The sequence below is a fragment of the Thermosinus carboxydivorans Nor1 genome (assembly GCF_000169155.1).
GTDB classification, from domain to species: Bacteria; Bacillota; Negativicutes; order Sporomusales; family Thermosinaceae; genus Thermosinus; species Thermosinus carboxydivorans.
Genome location: NZ_AAWL01000009.1, coordinates 60,001 through 77,324, shown reverse-complemented (window position 1 = coordinate 77,324; position 17,324 = coordinate 60,001). Strand labels below are relative to the sequence as shown.

At 49.5% G+C, this 17,324-nt stretch carries 28 protein-coding genes and 2 rRNA genes (1 of these 30 running past the window's edge); 6 read left to right on the top strand and 24 right to left on the bottom strand.

Annotation, left to right across the window (positions count from 1 at the left end):
- Positions 1-16: 16 nt before the first annotated feature.
- The 22 genes from TCARDRAFT_RS15505 to TCARDRAFT_RS07915 form a co-directional block, all read right to left on the bottom strand.
- The gene (locus TCARDRAFT_RS15505; RefSeq protein WP_156784661.1) at positions 17-169 is read right to left on the bottom strand and encodes a DUF3072 domain-containing protein; all 153 of its coding nucleotides are present in this window, start codon (positions 167-169) and stop codon (positions 17-19) included.
- A 122-nt stretch (positions 170-291) separates the two neighbouring features.
- Positions 292-567 carry a hypothetical protein gene (locus tag TCARDRAFT_RS08015; RefSeq protein ID WP_156784660.1) on the bottom strand — a complete coding sequence of 92 codons (276 nt, stop codon included), beginning with the start codon at positions 565-567 and terminating at the stop codon, positions 292-294.
- The gene (locus tag TCARDRAFT_RS08010) at positions 548-934 is read right to left on the bottom strand and encodes a single-stranded DNA-binding protein (protein WP_007289493.1); all 387 of its coding nucleotides are present in this window, start codon (positions 932-934) and stop codon (positions 548-550) included. Before TCARDRAFT_RS08010 ends, TCARDRAFT_RS08015 begins: the two co-directional genes overlap by 20 nt.
- Positions 927-1,205: a hypothetical protein gene (locus TCARDRAFT_RS08005; protein ID WP_040683200.1), complete on the bottom strand. Its 279-nt coding sequence runs from the start codon at positions 1,203-1,205 to the stop codon at positions 927-929. Before TCARDRAFT_RS08005 ends, TCARDRAFT_RS08010 begins: the two co-directional genes overlap by 8 nt.
- Positions 1,198-1,527, bottom strand: a complete 330-nt coding sequence (locus tag TCARDRAFT_RS08000; protein ID WP_007289492.1) for a hypothetical protein — start codon at positions 1,525-1,527, stop codon at positions 1,198-1,200. The genes TCARDRAFT_RS08005 and TCARDRAFT_RS08000 overlap by 8 nt, the downstream gene beginning before the upstream one ends.
- Complete coding sequence (locus TCARDRAFT_RS07995) at positions 1,520-1,837, bottom strand: helix-turn-helix domain-containing protein (RefSeq protein WP_040683199.1); 318 nt, start codon at positions 1,835-1,837, stop codon at positions 1,520-1,522. The genes TCARDRAFT_RS08000 and TCARDRAFT_RS07995 overlap by 8 nt, the downstream gene beginning before the upstream one ends.
- Positions 1,834-2,031 carry a hypothetical protein gene (locus TCARDRAFT_RS07990; RefSeq protein WP_040683198.1) on the bottom strand — a complete coding sequence of 66 codons (198 nt, stop codon included), beginning with the start codon at positions 2,029-2,031 and terminating at the stop codon, positions 1,834-1,836. The genes TCARDRAFT_RS07995 and TCARDRAFT_RS07990 overlap by 4 nt, the downstream gene beginning before the upstream one ends.
- A 39-nt stretch (positions 2,032-2,070) precedes the next feature.
- Complete coding sequence (locus tag TCARDRAFT_RS07985; protein WP_007289491.1) at positions 2,071-3,468, bottom strand: replicative DNA helicase; 1,398 nt, start codon at positions 3,466-3,468, stop codon at positions 2,071-2,073.
- Positions 3,465-3,677, bottom strand: a complete 213-nt coding sequence (locus tag TCARDRAFT_RS07980) for a hypothetical protein (protein WP_040683197.1) — start codon at positions 3,675-3,677, stop codon at positions 3,465-3,467. The genes TCARDRAFT_RS07985 and TCARDRAFT_RS07980 overlap by 4 nt, the downstream gene beginning before the upstream one ends.
- A 91-nt stretch (positions 3,678-3,768) precedes the next feature.
- Positions 3,769-4,395, bottom strand: a complete 627-nt coding sequence (locus tag TCARDRAFT_RS14605) for a hypothetical protein (protein ID WP_050769604.1) — start codon at positions 4,393-4,395, stop codon at positions 3,769-3,771.
- A gap of 214 nt (positions 4,396-4,609) precedes the next feature.
- Positions 4,610-5,071, bottom strand: a complete 462-nt coding sequence (locus TCARDRAFT_RS15805) for a putative metallopeptidase (RefSeq protein ID WP_050769603.1) — start codon at positions 5,069-5,071, stop codon at positions 4,610-4,612.
- A 408-nt stretch (positions 5,072-5,479) separates the two neighbouring features.
- Positions 5,480-6,223, bottom strand: coding sequence for a phage protein GemA/Gp16 family protein (locus TCARDRAFT_RS07965; protein ID WP_007289490.1), 744 nt, complete (start codon positions 6,221-6,223; stop codon positions 5,480-5,482).
- Entirely contained in the window at positions 6,220-6,378 is a 159-nt protein-coding gene (locus tag TCARDRAFT_RS16400) for a siphovirus Gp157 family protein (protein ID WP_198003910.1), read from the bottom strand. The genes TCARDRAFT_RS07965 and TCARDRAFT_RS16400 overlap by 4 nt, the downstream gene beginning before the upstream one ends.
- 11 nt (positions 6,379-6,389) lie before the next feature.
- Entirely contained in the window at positions 6,390-6,713 is a 324-nt protein-coding gene (locus TCARDRAFT_RS16210; RefSeq protein WP_007289489.1) for a siphovirus Gp157 family protein, read from the bottom strand.
- Positions 6,714-6,897: 184 nt separating this feature from the next.
- Positions 6,898-7,158 (bottom strand): hypothetical protein, encoded by a 261-nt coding sequence (locus TCARDRAFT_RS07950; protein WP_007289519.1) that lies wholly within the window; start codon positions 7,156-7,158, stop codon positions 6,898-6,900.
- Between the two features lie 50 nt (positions 7,159-7,208).
- Positions 7,209-7,727 carry a helix-turn-helix domain-containing protein gene (locus TCARDRAFT_RS07945; RefSeq protein WP_007289488.1) on the bottom strand — a complete coding sequence of 173 codons (519 nt, stop codon included), beginning with the start codon at positions 7,725-7,727 and terminating at the stop codon, positions 7,209-7,211.
- Positions 7,720-7,899, bottom strand: coding sequence for a hypothetical protein (locus TCARDRAFT_RS07940; protein WP_040683195.1), 180 nt, complete (start codon positions 7,897-7,899; stop codon positions 7,720-7,722). Before TCARDRAFT_RS07940 ends, TCARDRAFT_RS07945 begins: the two co-directional genes overlap by 8 nt.
- Positions 7,900-8,051: 152 nt before the next feature.
- Positions 8,052-8,249 carry a hypothetical protein gene (locus tag TCARDRAFT_RS07935; RefSeq protein WP_040683194.1) on the bottom strand — a complete coding sequence of 66 codons (198 nt, stop codon included), beginning with the start codon at positions 8,247-8,249 and terminating at the stop codon, positions 8,052-8,054.
- Positions 8,250-8,287: 38 nt separating this feature from the next.
- Positions 8,288-8,449, bottom strand: coding sequence for a hypothetical protein (locus TCARDRAFT_RS15500; protein WP_156784659.1), 162 nt, complete (start codon positions 8,447-8,449; stop codon positions 8,288-8,290).
- 100 nt (positions 8,450-8,549) lie between these two features.
- On the bottom strand, positions 8,550-8,942 hold the full coding sequence (locus TCARDRAFT_RS07925) for a hypothetical protein (RefSeq protein WP_040683192.1): 393 nt from the start codon (positions 8,940-8,942) through the stop codon (positions 8,550-8,552).
- An 18-nt stretch (positions 8,943-8,960) separates the two neighbouring features.
- On the bottom strand, positions 8,961-9,167 hold the full coding sequence (locus TCARDRAFT_RS07920) for a hypothetical protein (RefSeq protein ID WP_040683191.1): 207 nt from the start codon (positions 9,165-9,167) through the stop codon (positions 8,961-8,963).
- A 15-nt stretch (positions 9,168-9,182) separates the two neighbouring features.
- Complete coding sequence (locus tag TCARDRAFT_RS07915) at positions 9,183-9,434, bottom strand: helix-turn-helix domain-containing protein (RefSeq protein ID WP_040683190.1); 252 nt, start codon at positions 9,432-9,434, stop codon at positions 9,183-9,185.
- Between the two features lie 156 nt (positions 9,435-9,590).
- Between TCARDRAFT_RS07915 and TCARDRAFT_RS07910 the strand changes: the two genes are divergently transcribed.
- From TCARDRAFT_RS07910 to fba, 6 genes are all read left to right on the top strand, one after another.
- Positions 9,591-10,238, top strand: coding sequence for a LexA family protein (locus TCARDRAFT_RS07910; RefSeq protein WP_007289487.1), 648 nt, complete (start codon positions 9,591-9,593; stop codon positions 10,236-10,238).
- 14 nt (positions 10,239-10,252) lie between these two features.
- The gene (locus TCARDRAFT_RS07905) at positions 10,253-11,149 is read left to right on the top strand and encodes a hypothetical protein (RefSeq protein WP_040683189.1); all 897 of its coding nucleotides are present in this window, start codon (positions 10,253-10,255) and stop codon (positions 11,147-11,149) included.
- Between the two features lie 21 nt (positions 11,150-11,170).
- The gene (locus tag TCARDRAFT_RS07900; protein WP_007289485.1) at positions 11,171-12,604 is read left to right on the top strand and encodes a recombinase family protein; all 1,434 of its coding nucleotides are present in this window, start codon (positions 11,171-11,173) and stop codon (positions 12,602-12,604) included.
- Positions 12,605-12,637: 33 nt separating this feature from the next.
- The gene (locus TCARDRAFT_RS07895; protein WP_007289484.1) at positions 12,638-12,913 is read left to right on the top strand and encodes a hypothetical protein; all 276 of its coding nucleotides are present in this window, start codon (positions 12,638-12,640) and stop codon (positions 12,911-12,913) included.
- Between the two features lie 95 nt (positions 12,914-13,008).
- Positions 13,009-13,914: an RluA family pseudouridine synthase gene (locus TCARDRAFT_RS07890; protein ID WP_007289483.1), complete on the top strand. Its 906-nt coding sequence runs from the start codon at positions 13,009-13,011 to the stop codon at positions 13,912-13,914.
- A 75-nt stretch (positions 13,915-13,989) separates the two neighbouring features.
- On the top strand, positions 13,990-14,919 hold the full coding sequence (gene fba / locus TCARDRAFT_RS07885) for a class II fructose-1,6-bisphosphate aldolase (protein ID WP_007289482.1): 930 nt from the start codon (positions 13,990-13,992) through the stop codon (positions 14,917-14,919).
- A 107-nt stretch (positions 14,920-15,026) separates the two neighbouring features.
- Here the strand turns inward: fba and rrf are convergent.
- A 5S ribosomal RNA gene (gene rrf / locus TCARDRAFT_RS07880) occupies positions 15,027-15,143 on the bottom strand.
- A 141-nt stretch (positions 15,144-15,284) separates the two neighbouring features.
- A 23S ribosomal RNA gene (locus TCARDRAFT_RS07875) occupies positions 15,285-17,324 on the bottom strand; it runs 990 nt beyond the window's last position.

Here is a 17,324-nt window from a genome sequence, read left to right as displayed (position 1 = left end):
CAGATTTGACATGTTTTTACCCTTCCCACTCGTCCTTGAGATCGTTAATAATCCTTGCCGCTTCTTGCTTTGTCAGTTCCTCGCTTAAATAATCCTCGCAATCATATCCCAGCCGCTCACATAGGATTTTTATGTACTCAATCTGCGCTTGCGTCGCACGATTAAACATTCATCTCGCCCTCCCATCATTTCAACATCCTCCCCACCAACCAATTGCATAAAGCAGCGCCAGCAGCGCCAATATCACGGCTGTCACGTCAATCACGACCGCCATCTCCCCTCTTCGCGGCATCAAAACAGGTCTTTCATCATCGCGTACGGACACTTGTCTGGCAACAACACCTTTTCAATCGGCTTCATAACCCCATCGGCGTCGGGTGGTTCAACATAAACCTCAGCGCCGATGAGCTTACAATAAACATATGACCTTGGCGTCCACCCACCACCTGATTGAAAATAGTCTTTATAACCACAATGAGGATAACTGAAACAATGTTTTCCTTGCGGAAAAGGATTGGGCATATAATCACCGCACATAGCCGTCACCTCAAAATGGTATCTCTTCATCTGGCGGCAACTCTTGCCCCATTGCACCGAACGGATCCTCCTGATGCGGCTGCGCCTGTTTCTTTTGCTCCAGAAACTCAACGTGTAGCGCAACCACTTCCGTCACCCACCGCTTGGCCCCGTCTTTCTCATAACTCCGCACCTGCAACCGCCCTTCCACCAAAATCCGCTGCCCCTTGGCAAGGTAATTGCCAACCGTCTCGGCCAGTTTGTCCCACGCGACAATCGGAATAAAGTCTGCCTGCTGTTGGCCCTGGCCAACGTAGCGGTTTACGGCGAGGTTAAACGATGCCACCGCCTTGCCGCTCTGCGTGTACCGTACATCCGGGTCCTGGGCCAGGCGGCCGACCAGGATTGCTTTATTCATCGTAGTACCCCCTCGCCTTGTTTTTCTCGTACACATGCCGCCGTAGTTTGTCTCGCTCCTCGTCATTGTAGCCAAGACACGCCAACATTGTCTCGCAACTAACCTGGATGTCAACAAGTTCTCTAGCCAGAACGATATTAGTGTTTTTATCGGCGTTTTTTTCTTTTGAGCTAAGCAACAATTCGAAGTGCGCTTCTGCAACCTCACTCAGTATGTGATTAAATTGTTCGATTGGAGAGTTTTTGATAAACTTTGTCGCCGGTTTAAGCATTTTCATCCTCCGCTATTCTCCTGTGTTCCTCAAGCATTGCCAGCATAATCAGGCAGTAGACAATCATGTCTTGCAATCGCTCCTCGGCCTCGGCAACATCAATTCCCTTGCCCAGGGCCACCCAGTGCTTGTCCGCTAGTATGTATGCAACGTCAAACATTGCCGGCGGTAACGCGCTGCCGAACTTCCTAAGCGCCGTCTGGCGAAAGTTCCAGAACACATCGTTTTCTGCGCCATAGGCTCCGTTTTTGTATTCGAACAACGATTTAACTTCGTTCAGTTTGTTAAGGATATATCGCACCAAGTATTCACGACTATGCATTTCCCGCACCCCTTTTTCTTAGTCGCCCGCCTATTCCATGGAGAGCGGGCAGTTCGTTTCGTTGACGAAAATTAAACACCACGTCCCGGCAGCACCCCAGTTCAGCAGCGATTTTTGCATCTGAGTACCCTTCGGCATACAGCTCAAGCAGCTTGTCCTCGTCGTACTTCCTTTTTCTGGGGTTAGGCGGTAGGCCATTTTTCTTTCGCCACCACAAGATGCTGCTCGCAGAATAGTTCAATGCTCGACCTATTTCTTGGTCGCTTTTGCCCAGCGCGATACAATCCCATGGCTTTCGCCTCTTTTTCATGCGTCATCGTCAACCACCCCTACTGAACGCAGCTTCCGCCGCAGATGAATATTTTCACACTCGAGCGCGATATTCTCGCGACGCAGCTCCTCGTTTTCGGTTAACAGGTCACTTCTGCCCGCCGCCGCGCACAGACCGGCGATAAACAGGCCGACAAGTGCGCCGACCACCATGCCCCAAAAGAATGTGTCCATTATGACACCCCCGCGTAATATAGCTTTTCAATGCGCTTATTAACGAGCCCAATCAGCTTGCGGCATTTTTCTCGATCCTGCCTGCCTTCGACCGCGTCCTCCGCCAGTTTCTGCCGCAACCTCTGGAGCGCTTCGATTTTCACCCTGTTTTTGTTGGCTTCTAACCACTTCATCAATCGTTTCCCCCTCGAAAGTCAGTTTTTCGCCGATAAACCTTAGAGGGATTTTTATCCGCCGCCCATCGCGGTTTTTGTCAAGTACAAGGAAGTAGTTATAGCTTTGCAAGAAACTTAGGCTTTCGTCCGGTGTCATCTCGCGCAGGCAGGCGAATAAATCACACTCGTTTTTCATGCCGCGCGCGCCTTCCAGTTTTTCGTCTTCGGTTATTTGCGCCAGCATGATGACAGTTATTTGCAGTTCCTGGGCCAATGTTTTCAACCGTTTGGCAATCTGCTTATACACTTGCCACTCTTGCAATTTCGGGTCCGACGTGTCCATCCGGCCGACATAATCGACAACAAGCACTTTCATGCCGGTTCTCGACTTAAAACGCCGGGCAGTGCTGACAAGCGTAGTAAGCGTCAAGTCTGGGATAGTCGTGCTGTAAAAGCCGGAATTATTCATTTTGTCCAGGGCCCGCACAACGGAAAGGCTTTCTTCATCCGTGAGCTGGCCGCTTGCAATTTTGGTGTGCGTAAGCTCCGGCTCCGGCGTCAACATCGCCATCCACCGACAGTCCATCTGTTCTTCTGACATCTCAGTGTTTATGTATAGCGCCGGCTGCTTTTGCTGGATTGCTATATCGCGCATCAAATTCATCGCGAACGCCGTCTTGCCTTTTCCCGTTTGTGCAGCGATGATTATCAGCTGGCCAGGCAAAAAACCTCCGTTAGTCGCGTAGTTGAGCCGGACATAACTTGTACAAATGCCGCCGTTTGACCGTTTTTCCAGGCGCTTAGACAGCGTCTCAAACATCCGCCTGGCATGGTCTTGGGGCGTTAATATTTTTATCTCGCTTGTCTGCATCGTGATTGCATACAACTCGCCTTCGACGTCTTTCAGGATATCTTCAGGCTCGTCTTTCTGCTGAATTCGCTTAAGAGTCTTTTGTGCAAGATCAGCCAGGCGGCGGGCACGATATAGGTCAGCCAGTTTGTTGACGCAGTACTCAAACGTCGCGCTGCTAAAAAACGCGTCTTTTAACGTCATCCAGCTTACGCCGCGGCCTTTGGCAATATCTTTAATCTCTTCGTAAACCGTTATGGCGTCGATGTGCTTGCCGGCCGAATACATGGCTTGGACATGGTCAAACACTGTGCGATGAAAAGGCTCGGCAAAGTATTCTTTTTTGACCAGCGCCATACCGGAGTCCAGACACTCGTTGTCGTTCAGCATGGCGGCCAACACCTGGGCTTCAAGCTCTAAATCAACGCTCATAACAGCGGCAAATCCTCCCCAATAGCGCGTGGTTTGTATGGCCTGGCCGGGTTCACCTCGGGCATATATTCATCCTCCCAGCCTTTTGCATTCAGCCAAGTGGCGGGGTACGGGATAAACCTTCCGCCGTCTTTCAACCAGTCATGGCATGCCACGGCTTTTTCCAGGCCGGCAATTATTTCCGCGAACAAAGCCTCGTCAGGACGCAACCTAACCCAAACCTTCTCTGCTTGTCCCTTGTTCTTTTTTTTGGGATAAAGCTGCCAGAACTGATCAAACAGAGCTTCTTGTTTTTTACTGCTAAACGGCGGTCTCCGGCTTGTCAGTCAATGGAGTCTTGGCCCGCTGCTCGCCTGATGTAGCAGTCACCTTTTCGGCCTCTACGCTTCCATCAGGGTCTTGGCCCGCTGCTCGTCCATCGACTTGTTGCACTCGCTCGCACTCGCCGCTTTGCGCGAGTGTATATATATTATTTATTTGGTTAGGTACGGTATGGTTAGGTACGGTAGCCCCTGCACATGCTGATGTTGTGCATTGCACGTGCAACGCACATGCTTTATTTTTAATAGCAACATCATCTGCACGCGCCTTTCTCATGCGTTCGGCGTTGGCCCGTCGCTTCTCAATTAGCCTACCGGCATAATCTTGCCAGTCATGAATAAATAATCTATCGCCATCTTTATCAAGCCATCCAGCATGTATTGCTGCATTTACGAATGTATTTGGGTCATCGCGCCAGCCAGCACCGTAAGCAATAACTTTAGCTGGTAGTCCTGTGAGTTCTCCTGTTGGAGCATTATCTAATGCCCATGTCCATAGGCGAATCATATGAGCGGCCGCATATGTCTCGTCCAAGTCTAACTCTGCGGCGAGCAATAGTGTCTTGCGGTGAGTCCAAATAGCCTGATGTAACTCTATCCATGCCAAAATTCCACCTCCCCGCCATGCATAAGATGCATATTTTTTGCATATACTACGTATCAGGGATACTCTTGTCATTTTTGCGAGGTAAAAATGGAGACCGCCCGCCGACTTGAACGGCGGCACTCCGGCGTCTGCCAGCCGGCGTTTTGCCCCGTAAACTAGCGGCCATACCGGCAGCAGGCCGGGGCTACCGGCCCGCCGCTTTAAAGTTCAGTGCTTACCCTTCTGTGCCGGTACGCTTAAACAAACTAAGCTGCCGATGCTGCTCCATAGCCGTCTCAGTTTTTCGTAAATCTTCCTGCCACAGTCCGTGCCGACGGATAATCGAATGGAACTCCTCAACATCGTGCGGCAGTATTTTGTACACCGGGTTTCCGCTATCATCTTCATCAACAAAACAATGGGTTAGCTCATGGTCAACAAGTGCTCTTCTTTGCTGTGGGGTCATGGCGAAAAACATTATCTGATTTATGGTAATTATGAAGTCGTAGCCCGCGAGGTGCTTAATCTTGTCATTGAGTTTCTCAGCTTTTCCAAGTATCGTTTTGCCCTTGCTTTCCCAATCACCGGTTCGGAATAGATACTTGATTTTAGCCTGGCAAAGGTTAGGATGATGATCTTCAATTAACTCTTTAGCAATTACCTCAACTTCCGGAGCATCAAAATACTCAGCGGACATAAATTTACTCCTCTCCTTCATTCCGTTATATTTATCAAGGCCAGGGCCGCTGCCGCCTGCAGCGACTCCTACTTTCTCACCTTTCGGCGCTTAGGAGCGGGCCGTTGCTGCGGCCCTGTGGAGCTCGACCGCAGCCGCTCACCCGGCGGAAGGGTTCACCCCGGCGTCTGTCCGCCTGCCTGGCCTGATATGATGTTTGGCGGGACCGCTCTCTTCCCAGTAGGAACCGGGACTCATCGAGCGGCCGGCCGTATTACTACCGCCCCGCCGCCTCGGGATTTTTAGTCCCTGCGACCGCCCCTCCCTCAACGCCTGCTTGCAAGTTTATGTGCTTCGGCTCCCTTCCACCACTTCTTTGACCTAGCACAACTGCAAGTCGCCGCCTGCCGCGAACGGGACAGTAGTGTGTTATGCTGGTTGCTCCTGAGTTGCTCGGAACTGCTCAAGGTATTCAATCAGGTCGCTAGCTTGTTGCTTAGTCAATTGCTTAGAACTTTCTACCTGGTATCTTTGCTGTAACAGTTCTTTCATCGCTTGGTCAGACACGCCCATTTCCTTGGCCATTGCGTAGAGTTTCTTGAGCTGGGCCTCGGTGGCTGGTCCGTTCTGAGTAGCCGGTCTAGGTTGTTCCTGTCTTGGTTTTTCCTGCTCGAAGTCCATATCCTCAAGGTCTTGGGTAAAGATTTCCGACAAGCTTGCTACAGTCAACACCGCATCGATCTGCGCACGTTTTTTCGCCATCTTGAGAACGGTATTGGCGAGCGTGTATGGGTCCTGTTGTCGGCCAGAGGTATATCTTTTTTCCCGCGTGTTGGCGTGCCCGACCCCTTCGGTGATTTTTAAACCTTGCCGCAGTATCGTGCATTTTACGGTAAAAGCGAAGAACCCGGTGTCATAGTCCTGGACCTTCTCGACGACTTCATACTCGCTTGTTAGTCCCATAAGCATCAAAATTTTTTCCGCTCCAGGTTTTAGCAGGGTAGGCTTACTGCCAGTGCCTGGGATAACACCAAAGTCATGATCTTTTTTCAAAGTTTTTTGTACAAGTGCCTGAAACTGGGCTATTTTCTGCATTGTCGCCTGCACTTGTTGCAAGTTAACGCTTTCAATTATTGATATTGCAGCGTTGTTATACTCAACAATATTGCTCATTTAATATCTAACCTCCGCTTTTGTTCGAGGTGCACTCCAGGGATATCGGCCCCGGATTTTAGCGCCTGCAGGATATTTTTTTTGTCAGGTTCTCTGGTTTCAGGAATGATACGAAAATATTGTGGCGGCAGCTTCGTTTCGTCATCAATGACCACAGTCGGTGGATTTAACAGATTTTCATTGTTCCGATCGGCGTCTTTACTGCATCCTTGGCCATGCTTTCCAGGTGAGCTTGGTAGTATGTTTTAAGCCTTTCAATGCTGCCGTCAATGCGCTTGAGTTTTTTGGTCAGTCGCTCAATCTCGGCTTTGAGTCCGTTGCGTTCCTTCTCGAGCTCTCGAAAAAGACCTATCCCATTTTGGACCTTAGTTTCTAATGCCGCCTCGATGGCCTGCAATGTGTCTTCCAGCATATCAAGGTCAACATCTTCGTCATACACCATCGACAGTACAGCATTGAAATTGTTATCAAGCTCATATAGCGTATTCATTTATTATCACCATCCCAAAACTCAGCGCCCAAATATCGTGCTAAGCAGTAAGTATCACAATAATAGTTGTCATCAAGAAACACAAAGCTGTCAGTATCGTAGAGCGTTTTACAACAAAATGAACAATTTGCAACTATTTCCGGCTCCCTGGCCTGCGGGTCCGGCAGGCCCTGCGCAAACCTGTCTAAGCAGACTGACATACCCCTTGTCCCCCTTTTGCTCTCGCTAATTCCCGCGCAAACCTGGCAACACCCAGGCCGTGCAGCGTCCCAATCTTAGCAAACGTTCTTTCCACGTCGGCCAACTCGTCCACCGAAAAATTTTTAAGATGCTCAATGTAGCGCGTTTTTGCATCATTGTAACCCCGCTGCTCAAGCGCCATTGCTATGATTAAGCGTGTATGATATTTGCAAGTCAGTGGGGCTTTGTTTGTGCTTAAATACATTTGACTTTACGCCCCTTCCGGTTTACAATTTTAATAGGGATTGTAATTAGTTACCGTCTGCTATTGCAGGCGGTTTTTTCTTTTAGGTAAGCAAGCATTTCGCGTACTTTTTTTGTGTCTTGAAACTGCGGCAACCTCTCTGCAAGCATAAGGACCTCAATCGCCATGATGTACCGCCGAAGCTGACTAAGCAGCTGGCATATACTGACGTACTTGTCCCGATTTTCTGGGCGATAAATACCGTCGCATGCCTCGCACACAATGTTTGCTATCTCCGGCAGCAGCTTTTCAATCCCGGCTAAGCTACTGATGAGCTTTATGCCGACTGTTTGCGGACTTACATTTTCAAATTGCAGGCCCGCATATTGCCCATCCGGACACCGGCCGCCGCAATAGCGAAGCACCAGCATCCGGTTCGCGCCATAGGTTTTATCTAACAAACTAACCTCCCCTGGCAGCGGCAGCTCCGCCCCGCTTTCAATGCGCTGAAGGCGTTTTAGGGCTATTCCAGTTTTAAAATGCGCTTCAGCCTGGCTTAATCCAGCTGCCTTTCTGGCCTCTTTAAACATCGACCTCACCTCCTTTCGAGGGTATCATGTAATCAAGCAGTTTTTTTATCATCACCACTGGCCGCCACGGGCGAAATAACAGCGCCACACATTTGCCCGACGCTTTTTTGCCTGACGGTCTAGCCACCAGTACCGCAAACGCCAGATTAGCGACGCTAACCAACGCATCCACTCACCCCCTTTGCCGGCGTTTTTAGGTATGGCCGTTGGCACATTCTATCGTCACGGCAAACAAACACGACTTTCTGCACCTGGCTGTCGAACATGTACGTGCCGTCGAACCGGGTTAGCTTTTTGCCACACGTTGCGCATGGCCGCTTTTTACTAGCCAATCTCCCACCTCCGTCTGGCCATCTCAAGATATAGCGCCATTACCCCTGGGTTTCTGCGCTCGAATTTTCGACACCGCATGGCCGGTATTTTGAATTCGCGTTCCATCAGCGACATTAGGGAAGCCAGCGTGCGGCCGTCTTCGGCCCGCTCCATCTGGTCTCGGTACCACGCAAGTCTGTCTTTCGTCACATTCTCACCCCCGCTTGTCCAATTTTGGAGCACGCCGGTTAGCCAACATTCCTCTGCTCGTCCTCTTCGGACATCTCAAGCTGACTGTGCTGAGAGTCGTATTCTGCCTGAAAGGCCTGCCGAACGCGCTCAATCATTTCCTGGGGCGGCTCAGAATACTCCACGCCGCCCATGACATACCCGACACACCTTACTGCCACATCACCACCCCCGTAGAATATATGCGGGAACGGATTGTCTGGTTGCGCCACGAAAAATTTTTTTGGACAGAACATACTAATGGTAGCCTTATTCACCTCCTCACCCCGCCTTCTCCAGCGTCGCCGGTAAATTATCGGCACGATATTTCTCAACGATTACACGGACTTCTTCTATTCGCTTATCCGACAATTTTTTAATGTCGTATCCTAAGCCATTGCATCGGAAGCAAAATGGTTTGCCGCGATCATCACGGTAGGTTGTGTGCATGTCGTAAAGCCCAGTGCCGCCGCATTTGCGGCAGACATTGAGATACTCGACATGTCCAGTTTTGTGGAGTGCAGATGCAATCGCCCGGAGTAGTCTTGCAGGATGCTTATAGAACTTTTCTGGGTTGTTCTCAAGGATAAAGCAGGCTTCAATTAGCTTCTGTTTCCATTCAGGTAATAACGCCATTTCACGATTGAACTGGTCTAATGAGATACCGCTTGCCAAGTGTTTCGCCCCCTTTCCTTACAGTCCAGCAATTACGCTAATGGTCATGCTGTGCTGATATATCTCTTTACACATATCGGTTACAGGATCGTAGTCATACTCGGTATAAAGGCATGTATCCCATCCGGTACGAACAAGCTCAATTAACAGATCCCCTTGCATACACTGCACCAAGCCACCGACGTTGTGCTGATACAGTTTTCTGGCCGCTTCTTTAAGTGTCATTACATTCTCCCCTCTCTACGCCGCCGGCTCCGGTTCAACAGTCGCGGCTTGATTGTCGTGCGGCTTTACGCCACAATAACAGTTAAAAAAAATCGTCCAATCAAATCCCAGTGCCTGGCCAATCTTTTGCGCTACTTCTGGGCTTGGTCTCCGTCGGCCATTTACTATTTGCGTAAAGTATGAGCGTTCAATACCAATTAAATTTGCAGCTTCCTGGTGCGTCATTTTTTTGTTTTGCAGCACTCGCTCTAACCATACTCTTTTCACCTTTTCACCCCCCTTGTGGCGTAAAGCTACTTTCACTATTTATTTTAGTGGCATATCGCTACAATGTCAATAGGTTTTTAGCTGAAATGTATCTTATCGCCACAGATATTTTGGTGGCGAACCGCAACATCTATAATATATTTAAGAGGTGTTGTCATGCTCGGCGAAAGACTTAAATCATTAAGAGAGCAAAAAGGAATAACCCAGCAAGAAATGGCTGATATATTAGGAATTGCTCGCGGTACATATGCACATTATGAAATAGACCGACGCGAACCTGACAACGCCACCCTGTCCCGCCTGGCCGACTTCTTTGGCGTCTCGGTGGACTACCTGTTGGGCCGGGACAAGCCTAAGCCATCCATTACAGACCTTTTTCCCGACGCAATTCCCGCCGACTTAAGCAACTTTGTTCCTATCCCCATTGTCGGCACCGTAAAGGCCGGCCCCAACGGCCTAGCGTACGAGGAACATCTTGGCTATGAGTATGTCGACAAAAAAGACGTCAACGGTGCAAAGCATATATTTTTGCAAGTCAAAGGTGACAGCATGATCGGCGAAGGCATCTTGCCGGGCGACTTGGCCCTTGTTAAAGAACAGCCGGAAGTTTATTCTGGAGACCTGGCCGTTGTCATCGTAGATGACATTGAGCCGGAAGGGCGGATTAAGCGCGTCCACTTTAAAGGCGACAGCATTGTCCTCCAATCAGCCAATCCGTCCTACCCGCCGGAAATTTTTACGGGCGAAGAGCGCAAAAAAATCCGGATTGTTGGCAAAGTGAAACAGACTATCCGGAAGTATTAAAGCGAGGCGAAGCCATGACTAACGCAGTAAAAGACACAGCACTGAACTTGATAGGCTGTGTCTTTGTGTTTGGAGGATGGAAGTTTATGTCATACTTGCTTTATGACAAACTAAAAGACGTAGACTTTCGCAAAGCCGTTCCAAAAGTAGTAGTTTTTTTGGCTGAAATTGAGAAAAATGGTGGTATTGAAGCTGAAATAATAAAAGACGAAATATTTATGATCTTTTTAAATGAATTTATTGATAACCCTAATATTATAACTGCTAAAAACCTCATACAGGAATATCCTGCTCTTATTGATATATTTGCCGAATGCAAGGTACCAAGAAATGAAATATTACCAATAAATCAAAATCCTACAAATATTGTCAATCAGGATCAAATAGCGTCGGGGCCACCCGGCTTTAGCCGTGGGGTGGTTGACTTGTACCAAGAAAAACCACCAATGTCTTTATTAAGAATCTTTTTTATATCTTTTATCTTATGTCTTATAATCAGTTTACCTATAGCCTATTATTATTACGATAGTGATATTGTTCGTTACCAAAAAGCAGCAAAAAACGAAATCAAGTTATACCCGCCTACCCAGCAAGAAATCGATCGCTGGGAAGCACGGCAGAGACAAATTCAAATTGAAACCAAGCGAAAAGAAATTTTGTTTTTACAAATGGGGGTAAATCCACCAGAAGATTTGGAATTTGATGCAATGTTAAAGCATCTTGAAAATTATCCGACTGGGCATAATCCTCCATTTCATCAAATTCAAAAGTTATTAGATAACGCCTATCAAAAAAGGCAAAACTTGATATTTTACTCTATTATGGGCTCTTTGTTAATATCAATAACTATAGTACTGGTTTGTTTCCTTGATAGACGAGTTGTGAGCACCAAAAAGCGGGACAATCGATAAGAATTTACGGAGAGACCAAACATGCACGCTATATACGCCCGAGTTTCAACAGACGAACAAGCAAGAACAGGCTATTCTCTCCAGGACCAGGTCAACCAATGTCGCAAGAAGCTTCTCAGTCTGGGCCTGTCGAATATCAAAGAGTACATAGACGACGGCTACAGCGGTGAATTTCTCGACCGTCCTGCCCTATCGCGCTTGCGCGACGATCTGCGGGCCGGGCTCATAAAAACCGTCATGGTCTATGACCCTGACCGACTCAGCCGTAACCTCACCAATCAGCTCATCATTGCCGATGAAATAGAAAAATACGGGGCGAAACTTGAATTTATCACCGGCTCTTACGACGCCAGCCCGGAAGGCAGGCTCTTTTTTTCCATCCGCGGGGCCATCGCGGAATTTGAAAAAGAAAAAATCCGTGAGCGCAGCCTGCGTGGGAAACGGGCGAAGGTCCTTTCCGGTAAGCCTCTGTTTGGCCGGGACCCTTACGGTTACATATGTGACCGTGATACTGGACAATATGTTATAAACGAAGAAGAAGCAAAAATCGTCCGGCTTATCTTCAAGCTATACACCGAAAACCGTTACAGCGTCGCGAAGCTCCATGCCCAGCTCAAAGCGATGGGAGTTGTCAATCGAAGCGGCAAACCTTTTAGCCTGTCGGTTCTGGACCACATACTTGCAAACGAGATGTACGCCGGGACGAAGTGGTATTTCCAAAAATATCAAAAGACGGTGGGACAAAAAAAGCGGAAAGTTTTAAAAAGAAATGTAAACGAATGGGTGTCAATCGACGTGCCAGCAATCATCGACAAAGAGACGTTTCAGAAGGCAGCCGAAGTCCGTCGACAGAACAAAGTCACTGCAAAGCGAAACACCAAATTTGAGTATCTACTGTCAGGCATTATCAAGTGTCCAAAGTGCGGCTATGCCATGCGCGGTACACGCTTCCCCAAACGCAACAATAAAGACTACGCTTACTACGTCTGCAGTGCATACGTCAATGCGTACGAGTGCGACAACCGCCGTTGTGTGCCGTCCCAGGAACTCGATGAAGCCGTCTGGCAGGAAATAGTGAACATGTTTAAAAAGAGTGGCGGAATTCGCCGTGACAGAAATAAAACCAGTGACGCCGGCAAAGAAAAGGCCCGGGCCGAGGCAAGGCTAAAAAAACTGAAAGCCAGGCAGGCGGCTATTCTAAAGTGGGTAACGGACGGAACAATCGACCTGGAAGTGGCCGAAAAAGAACTGCAAAAGCTCAACAGCGACATCAACGCGGCCCAGGCAATATTATCTGCACCAGAGCCGGCCGCCAAGGAAAGCGACGTTTCGCCGACAGAAGTTTTCGAGGCAAACACCTTCGAAGAGCGCCGCCGCATAATCCTGCGCCTGGGCATAACCGTCACCGCAGAGCGCTCTGAAAACGGCGAGACGCTATATAAAATAAGGTTTTGAGGCACTTTCTATTGTTGTACCTAAGTATTGCATATGATTACCATGCACGACGAAGCCATGGCCAATGCCATGAACAAGTACGGCATGAAACCGCAAGACACTGACGACTTCGAAGATGCCGACCGCCAGTTTGGTTTAAGCGCTGTGCTACTCACCTTCCTGCTACTGGCGCTGATACGTCGCCACCGCCGCATGTACTATTTATGGGGGTTGCGCGGTAGCCCGATGAGCGACTACTGGAAAGGATCTATGGCCATGGAACGCGATCATATGGCCAGCCTAATTGCCATGATGCAAAGAGCCCTGTAGTGTCGACTGCCTCAAAGGCAGTTATTTTTTTGCAAGGATATTGATCTAAATGCGGAGAAAATAAGAAATAACTATTAAATGCGTTAGGAGACATTATGTTCAAATTAACCGTGCCATTCGCAACGACTTCAACATCGGTGCGAGATTTTCTCAAGTCAGCGGGAATATCGCTTACCCAGTTGCGAAAAATCAAGCGCCAAGGGCAAGTCTTGATAAATGGCCATCCTGTCAAAAGTTTTCAGACGCCGGTTTCGTCCGGCGATGAAATTAGCATCGATTATGGCGACGATAGCTGCTTAACGCCTATGAAGATGCCGCTTCATATTGTGTACGAAGACGACTTTCTGCTAATTGTTAACAAACCTGCCGGTCTCCTCGTCCACCCCACAAGCGACCCCACGGAGCCCACCTTAGCTCATGGCATTCTATACTACCTTCACAGCAAGGGAGCTTTGGGCGCCTTTCACCCTATTCACCGTCTTGACCGTAATACCTCTGGCTTGGTCGCTATCGCGAAACACCCGCATATTCAACATGCTCTATCAGGTGGCGGAGCTAAAGGCCTTAAACGACTGTACCTGGCGGTTGTAACCGGTATCCCGTCTTCGCTAATGGGGAGGATTGATGCCCCGATTGGCCGCCACCCTAATAGTATAATTAAACGGGTGGTCAGGTCTGACGGACAGCCGGCAATAACGCTGTATCGAGTATTATCAACTTTTTCCATGGCTAGTTTGGTCGAACTGGAACTTTTGACCGGGCGAACTCACCAAATTCGGGTGCATTTGTCCCACATCGGACACCCGCTGCTGGGCGATGATCTTTATGGAGGGGCAACCGACCTGATCAGGCGCCAAGCCCTTCATGCCGCCAGTCTCTCCTTCAGGCACCCTGCTACAGATAAAGTATTGACTTTGACCAGCCCACTACCCCCTGATCTGGCTGACTTAATTCAGCTTCTTCGTCAAAAAACTAAATTTGTGAGTAATATTTTTAAATGACATATACTTTTTCTATCTTTTGCTTGCCATATGATATAATAATAATTAGTAATTTTGTTACAGGAGGGATTTTGCTTGCCACTCGTTACCTCAAAAGAAATGTTTAAAAAGGCGTATGAGGGTAAATACGCCATTGGCGCTTTTAATGTCAACAATATGGAAATAATTCAGGGTATTGTCGACGCCGCCAAAGAAGAACAGGCTCCCCTTATTCTCCAAGTTTCCGCCGGTGCACGCAAATATGCCAAACATATTTATCTGATGAAACTGGTAGAAGCGGCCGTTGAAGACTCAGGCCTGCCTATTTGTCTCCATCTTGATCATGGAGAAGATTTCGAGATTTGCAAAGCTTGTATTGATGGCGGCTTTACTTCGGTCATGATTGATGGTTCTAAGCTTCCCTTTGAGGAAAATATTGCCCTCACGAAAAAAGTAGTCGATTACGCCCATGAGCGCGGCGTCACCGTAGAAGGCGAATTAGGCCGCCTTGCCGGCGTTGAAGACGCTGTCAAAGTTAGCGAGCGTGAGGCTACATATACCGACCCCGACCAAGCAGTCGAGTTTGTCGAGCGCACAGGTGTAGACTCTCTCGCCATTGCCATCGGCACAAGTCATGGCGCATATAAATTCAAAGGAGAGCCTACCTTGGATTTTGAACGACTAGAAAAAATCAGCAAGATGTTGCCTGGCTTCCCACTTGTTCTGCACGGTGCATCCTCCGTTCTGCCCGAGTTTGTAGCCAAGTGCAACCAATACGGCGGCAAAATCCAGGGCGCTCAGGGCGTACCGGAAGAGATGCTGTTGAAAGCAGGCCAGATGGGTGTATGTAAAATTAACATTGATACCGACCTCCGCCTGGCCATGACTGCGTCCATCCGTGAACATCTCGCCCTTCACCCCGGTGATTTCGACCCGCGTCAATACCTAAAACCGGCACGCGAAGCCATTAAGAACATGGTAAAACACAAAATCCGCAACGTCCTCAATTGCAGTGGTCGTCTATAGTTAATTATGACAATGCCTGCTCCCTATGGGAGCAGGCATTTATTTCGGATACGTTATTCGGCTATATCAATAAAAAGAGCACCTTGGGCAAGGTGCTCTTTTGGTGTAACCGGCGTCTACCTATCCTCCCAGGCCGTCTCCAGCCAAGTACTTTCGGCGTTTACGGGCTTAACTTCTGTGTTCGGTATGGGAACAGGTGGATCCCCGTAGCTATCGACACCGGATTATCTCGCCTGTCGACTTTCGACATTCGAGCTTCGACTATTTTTTGAAGGATTGATCCTTCAAAACTGCACAGAAGATTACTAAGCTATGCACTTTAGCTTTCTCCGTCAAACGTCCAATGTCCAACGGCTATTGTCTTTTAGGTCAAGCCCTCGGCCGATTAGTACCAGTCCGCTCAAGCGGTTGCCCGCCTTACACTCCTGGCCTATCTACCTTGTCTTCTACAAGGGTCCTTACCAACTTCCGTTGTGAGAGACCTCATCTTAAGGCCGGTTTCACGCTTAGATGCTTTCAGCGTTTATCCGTTCCGGACGTAGCTACCCAGCTGTACACCTGGCGGTATAACTGGTACACCATTGGTCCGTCCACTCCGGTCCTCTCGTACTAGGAGCAGCTCCTCTCAAGTCTCTTGCGCCCGCGATGGATAGGGACCGAACTGTCTCACGACGTTCTGAACCCAGCTCACGTACCACTTTAATGGGCGAACAGCCCAACCCTTGGGACCTACTTCAGCCCCAGGATGTGATGAGCCGACATCGAGGTGCCAAACCTCCCCGTCGATATGGACTCTTGGGGGAGATTAGCCTGTTATCCCCAGGGTAGCTTTTATCCGTTGAGCGATGGCCCTTCCACTCGGTACCACCGGATCACTAAGCCCGACTTTCGTCCCTGCTCGACCTGTCCGTCTCGCAGTCAAGCTCCCTTCTGCCTTTACACTCTCCGCGCGATTTCCATCCGCGCTGAGGGAACCTTTGGGCGCCTCCGTTACTCTTTCGGAGGCGACCGCCCCAGTCAAACTGCCCGCCTGACACTGTCCTGAGGTTCGTTACTCCTCCAGTTAGAACTCCAGTAAACCAAGGGTGGTATCCCAACGTCGACTCCACTTATGCTGGCGCACAAGCTTCCTAGTCTCCCACCTATCCTGTACATGCTTTACCAAAGTCCAATGTCAGGTTGCAGTAAAGCTCCATGGGGTCTTTCTGTCCAGTCGCGGGTAACCTGCATCTTCACAGGTATTTCAATTTCACCGGGTCCCTCGTTGAGACAGTGCCCAAGTCGTTACACCTTTCGTGCGGGTCGGAACTTACCCGACAAGGAATTTCGCTACCTTAGGACCGTTATAGTTACGGCCGCCGTTCACCGGGGCTTCGGTCGAAAGCTTCGGAGTTTCCCCCTAACCCCCTTCCTTAACCTTCCGGCACTGGGCAGGTGTCAGCACCTATACGTCAGCTTTCGCTTTAGCAGGCACCTGTGTTTGTGGTAAACAGTCGCTTGGGCCTCTCCTCTGCGACCCACTCCCGCTCCGGCCGCTTCCTGCCTTCACGGGCTTGGGCTCCCCTTCTCCCGAAGTTACGGGGACATTTTGCCGAGTTCCTTAACGAGGGTTCTCCCGCGCACCTTAGGATCCTCTCCCCGCCTACCTGTGTCGGTTTCCGGTACGGGCGCCCTCCGTCTCGCTAGAAGCTTTTCTCGGCAGTCTGGCACAGGCAACTTCGCCAAGGGTCTCCCCTCAGCTCCCCTTCACCTCTCAGGCTCTCGCAGTGCGGATTTGCCTGCACTGCACCCTACCGGCTTAGACGCGACTTTCCATCCTCGCGCTTGCCTTACCTCCTGCGTCACTCCTTCGCTCAAACGACTTCGGGCGGTACGGGAATGTTTACCCGTTGTCCATCGCCTACGCTTATCCGCCTCGGCTTAGGTCCCGACTTACCCTGAGTCGACGATCGTTGCTCAGGAACCCTTAGGCTTTCGGTGGACAGGATTCTCACCTGTCTTTTCGCTACTCATACCGGCATTCTCACTTCTTACCAGTCCAGCTCCCCTTCCAGAAAACCTTCTACCCGGTAAGAACGCTCCCCTACCGACTGAGAGGTGAGATGCACCTCTCAATCCCATAGCTTCGGTTCCGTGCTTTAGCCCCGGACATCTTCGGCGCAGCGCCACTCGACCAGTGAGCTATTACGCACTCTTTGAATGATGGCTGCTTCTAAGCCAACATCCTGGTTGTTTTTGTAGCGCCACATCCTTTGCCACTTAGCACGGCATTCGGGACCTTAGCTGATGGTCTGGGCTGTTTCCCTCTTGACTACGGATCTTATCACTCGTAGTCTGACTCCCAAGCTCTAAATGCAGCCATTCGCAGTTTGACAAGGTTCGGTAACCTTACGGCCCCTAGCCCT